Source organism: Pseudomonas sp. K5002 (assembly GCF_013386655.1).
Taxonomy (GTDB): Bacteria; Pseudomonadota; Gammaproteobacteria; order Pseudomonadales; family Pseudomonadaceae; genus Aquipseudomonas.
In genome coordinates this window covers 1-4395 of record NZ_JACARK010000157.1, presented here as the reverse complement: position 1 = coordinate 4395, position 4395 = coordinate 1, and the positions used below count along the sequence as shown (strand labels likewise).

Here is a 4395-nt window from a genome sequence, read left to right as displayed (position 1 = left end):
GCACCGTCACTTCGGTGTCGACAGCCAGGGCCATCCGGCGATCATCCAGACCCCGGGCAACCCCGACACTCACCTCGTGTTGCGCGGCGGCCATCGTGGGCCGAACTACGATCGCCAGAGCGTGGCCCAGGTTCACGCCGACCTTGCCAAGAGCAAAGTCGCGCCGCGGATCATGGTCGACTGCAGCCACGCCAACAGCGGCAAAGACCCGCTGCGCCAACCGGCGGTGTTCAACGACGTGCTGGAACAGCGCCTGCAGGGCGACACCTCGCTGATCGGCATGATGATCGAAAGCCACCTGTTTGAAGGCTGCCAACCATTGAGCCCGTCGATGAAATACGGCGTGTCGATCACCGATGGCTGCCTGGGCTGGGACGGCACGGAACAGCTGCTGCGCAGCGCTGCCGAGCGGTTGCGGGTACACAATCGCGCCTGACAATGAAGATCAAATGTGGGAGCGGGCTTGCTCGCGAATGCGGTGGTTCAGCCAGCACATGCATCAACTGGCGCACCGCTTTCGCGAGCAAGCCCGCTCCCACACTGGATCTTCATTCACTTGACTAAAGTGGGTACAGCGCCTCATCAAACTGCTCGAGCTTCGGAAACACCAACGGCTGGTCATCCGCCAGCCCTTCCAATCGCTGCTGGTAACTGTGCAGGAAAGTCTGCCGGGCCTCGGCGCTGATATACGGCACATGCCACGCCACAAACGGCTCCAGCACCTCAAACCCGACATACGCCAGCGTGCCACGCAGGATCGGCCGCAGCATGTCCTCCAACGGCCCGTGAATCGCACCCTCGCCAAACATATGCTCGCGCCCGCCAAGGGTGACCGTGACCAGCGCTTTCTTGCCGGCGAGCCCGCCCTGATCATAAAACCGCTTGCCGCCGTAGCACACGCCCGACACCAGCACCCGGTCAATCCAGCCCTTGAGCATCGCGGGCGCCGAGAACCAGAAGATCGGGAAGTTGAGGATCAGCAGATCGGCCCACAGCAGCTTGTCCAACTCCTGCCGGATATCCGCCGCGATGGATTGGCTTTTCACCCCCAGGCGCTGCTCCAGGGCATACACCAGGTAGTCGGGGTTCTCCCGCGAGGTGAAGTCCGAGGCGCTGGCTACGGGATTCCAGTGCATCGCGTACAAATCACTGACCTGCACCTCATGCCCCTGCGCTTGCAGGGTAGCCGTGGCCTGGTCACGCAAGGCCGCGGTAAACGACTGCGGCTCGGGATGGGCATGGACAATCAACACATTCATAAAAACTCCTCAAGAAGTAAGCGCGGCCCGTTCGGCCAGCAAATGGTCGAGCCAGTCGGGGTCCATTTCCGGCTCCGATGAAAACAGCAGGCCGGTGTAGTCCTGATACGGCGGGGTGAAGATCGCGCTGCGGCTGCCCTGGTCCACCACCCTGCCCCGCTGCATCACCACCACTTCGTCGGCAATGGCGCGCACCGTGGCCACGTCATGGGTGATAAACAGGTAGCCCACGCCCAACTGCTGCTGAATGCGGTTGAGCAGTTTCAGCACGCCCTCGGCCACTAACTGATCCAGGGCCGAGGTCACTTCGTCGCAGATGATCAATTGTGGGTCGGCCGCCAGGGCGCGAGCGATGCAGATACGTTGCTTCTGGCCGCCGGACAGCTCACGGGGCTGACGCTCCATGAAGGTGGCCGGGTCCAGCTCGATCATCTCCAGCAACTCGGCGACTCGGGCGCGCATGGCCTTGCCCTTGAGGCCGAGGTAGAAGGTCAGTGGCCGGCCAATGATGTCGACGATGCGCTGGCGCGGGTTCAGCGCGGTATCGGGGATCTGGTAGATCATCTGGATCCGTCGCAACTGCTCCTTGCTGCGCCGACGAAAGTCCGCCGGTAACGCTTCACCGTCATACAGCACCTGCCCCGCCGTAGCCGGCAGCAACCCGGTAATCAAGCGTGCGGTGGAGCTTTTGCCGCTGCCGGACTCACCGATCACCGCCAACGTCTGGCCGCGATGCAAGCTCATCGACACGTCATGCAGCACCGGCTGATGCCCGTAGCTGGCGCACACCTGACGCACTTCCAGCAACGGCATCTGCTGCTGGGGACAGGCCTTGGGTTCGGTGCGAAAGCTGCGCACCGCCCACAGGGATTTGGTGTAGTCCTGCTGCGGGGCGCTGAGCATGGCGCGGGTCTCGGCCTCCTCCACCAGCTTGCCGTGGCGCAGCACCATGATGCGGTCGGCCATCTGCGCGACCACCGCCAGGTCATGGCTGATATACAGCGCGGCACTGCCGAAGGTTTTCACCGCATCGCGAATCGCCGCCAGCACTTCGATCTGGGTGGTGACGTCGAGGGCGGTGGTGGGTTCGTCGAAGATGATCAGGTCCGGGTGACAGGCCATCGCCATGGCGGTCATCACCCGTTGCAGTTGCCCGCCGGAGACCTGATGCGGATAACGCTGGCCGATGGTTTCCGGATTGGGCAGGCGCAGCACGCGGTACAACTCCACCGCCTCGCGTTCAGCCTGGGCGCGGCTGATGCCACCGTTGATCACGGCGGTTTCCACATGCTGGTCAATCAGCCGGTGGGCCGGGTTGAACGACGCGGCAGCGCTTTGCGCCACGTAGGCAATCCGCAGTCCTCGAAGCTTGCGCAAGGCTTCGGGTTTGGCCTGCAACAGTTGAATGCCGTCAAAGCACACCGAGCCACCGGTGATGCGACAACCGTCGCGGGCAAAGCCCATGGCCGCCAGGCCCAGGGTTGATTTACCCGCGCCAGACTCACCAATCAGCCCCAGTACCTCACCCCGTTGCAACGTCAGGTCGATACCCTTGATCAACGGATGCCAGGCGTCTTCGTAATGCCCTTCAATCTGCAGGTTGCGGATTTCCAGCAGTGGCTTGTCCATCCTCAACACTCCTTCAGGCCGCTGGATTTATGCAGCATCCAGTCGACGACAAAATTCACGCTGACGGTGATCAACGCCACCGCCAGGGCCGGCAGCAACGGGCTGATGTCGCCGAAGGTAATCAGCACCGCATTGTCGCGGACCATGCTGCCCCAATCGGCGGTGGGCGGTTGAATGCCCAGGCCAAGGAACGACAGCGCGCTGATAAACAGGAACACGAAACAGAACCGCAGGCCGAACTCGGCAATCAATGGCGCGGCGGCATTGGGCAGCACTTCGCGGGTGACCAGCCACCACAGCCCTTCCCCACGCAGCCGGGCGGCTTCGACGAAGTCCTGCACCACCACGGTCATCGCCACGGCCCGGGACAGGCGAAACACCCGGGTCGAATCCAGCAGTGCAATCACCAGCACCAGCGAGGTGGCATTGGTGCCCACCACGCTGAGGATCAGCAAGGCGAAGATCAGTTGCGGGATCGCCATCAGGATATCCACCACCCGCGACAATCCCTGGTCGACCCAGCCGCCCTTGATCGCGGCTATCAAGCCGCTCAAACCGCCCAGCAAAAACGCCACCACCGTGGTCAAAAAAGCGATGCCCAGGGTGTTGCGCGCGCCATACACCAGGCGGCTGAACATGTCCCGCCCGAGGTTATCGGTGCCCAGCAGGAATTGGCCGCTCCAGGGCGCAAACCCGTCACCCACCACCTGGGTTTCCCCGTAAGGTGCGAGCACCGGCGCAAATAACGCCACCAGCACGTACAGCACGATGACCAGCAGGCCGAACTTCGCGCTCAATGGCGCCCGGGCCAGTTGTGTGAGAAGGCTCATGGTCTACCCCTTGGGATGCATCAGGCGTGGGTTGGTGGCGATGGACAGCACATCGGCGCCGGTATTGAGCAGGATGTAGGTGGCGGCAAAGATCAGGCTGCACGCCTGCACCACCGGGATATCGCGCTTGGACACCGAGTCCACCAGCAACTGGCCGAGGCCCGGGTAGACAAACACCACCTCCACCACCACTACGCCCACCACCAGGTACGCGAGGTTGAGCGCGATCACGTTGACGATCGGCGCCAGGGCATTGGGCAGTGCGTGGCGCCAGATAATCCGCGACTGGCTGATGCCCTTGAGCCGGGCCATTTCGATATACGGGCTGGCCAGCAGGTTGATCAGCGAGGCGCGGGTCATGCGCATCATCTGCGCGATCACCACCAGGCTCAGGGTGGCCACCGGCAACACCGAACGTTCGAGAATGGTGGCGAATGAGGCATCCGGCGCCAGGTTGGACAGGCTGGGAAACCAGCCCAGCTTGACCGAAAACACCAGGATCAGCAGGTAGGCGACGAAGAACTCCGGGAACGACACCGCACTCAGGGCCGAGGTGTTGAGCAGGCGGTCGAACCAGCTGTTGCGGTACAGCGCGGCGAGCATCCCCAGCACCAGCGCCAGGGGCACCGAGACCAACGCCGCCAGTGCCGCCAGGCGCAAGGTGTTGCCCAGGCGTG

At 63.1% G+C, this 4395-nt stretch carries 4 protein-coding genes and 1 pseudogene; 1 reads left to right on the top strand and 4 read right to left on the bottom strand.

The window, feature by feature from the left end; translation table 11 throughout:
- A pseudogene (locus HX846_RS08760) lies at nucleotides 1-436 on the top strand (3-deoxy-7-phosphoheptulonate synthase); the annotation flags it as partial.
- A gap of 124 nt (nucleotides 437-560) precedes the next feature.
- Here HX846_RS08760 and HX846_RS08755 read toward each other — a convergent pair.
- The 4 genes from HX846_RS08755 to HX846_RS08740 all read right to left on the bottom strand — a co-directional run.
- Nucleotides 561-1259 (bottom strand): NAD(P)H-dependent oxidoreductase, encoded by a 699-nt coding sequence (locus HX846_RS08755; RefSeq protein ID WP_178965276.1) that lies wholly within the window; start codon nucleotides 1257-1259, stop codon nucleotides 561-563.
- A gap of 9 nt (nucleotides 1260-1268) precedes the next feature.
- On the bottom strand, nucleotides 1269-2888 hold the full coding sequence (locus HX846_RS08750; RefSeq protein ID WP_178965275.1) for an ABC transporter ATP-binding protein: 1620 nt from the start codon (nucleotides 2886-2888) through the stop codon (nucleotides 1269-1271).
- 2 nt (nucleotides 2889-2890) lie between these two features.
- Complete coding sequence (locus HX846_RS08745) at nucleotides 2891-3718, bottom strand: ABC transporter permease (RefSeq protein WP_178965274.1); 828 nt, start codon at nucleotides 3716-3718, stop codon at nucleotides 2891-2893.
- 3 nt (nucleotides 3719-3721) lie between these two features.
- Nucleotides 3722-4395 (bottom strand): ABC transporter permease (locus tag HX846_RS08740; RefSeq protein ID WP_178965273.1); only part of this gene is annotated, 674 nt, incomplete at its 5' end.

Excerpts from the sequence above, each read along its gene's own strand:
- HX846_RS08755 (WP_178965276.1), bottom strand. The coding sequence starts at position 1,259 with ATGAATGTGTTGATTGTCCATGCCCATCCCGAGCCGCAGTCGTTTACC.
- HX846_RS08750 (WP_178965275.1), bottom strand. The coding sequence starts at position 2,888 with ATGGACAAGCCACTGCTGGAAATCCGCAACCTGCAGATTGAAGGGCAT.
- HX846_RS08745 (WP_178965274.1), bottom strand. The coding sequence starts at position 3,718 with ATGAGCCTTCTCACACAACTGGCCCGGGCGCCATTGAGCGCGAAGTTC.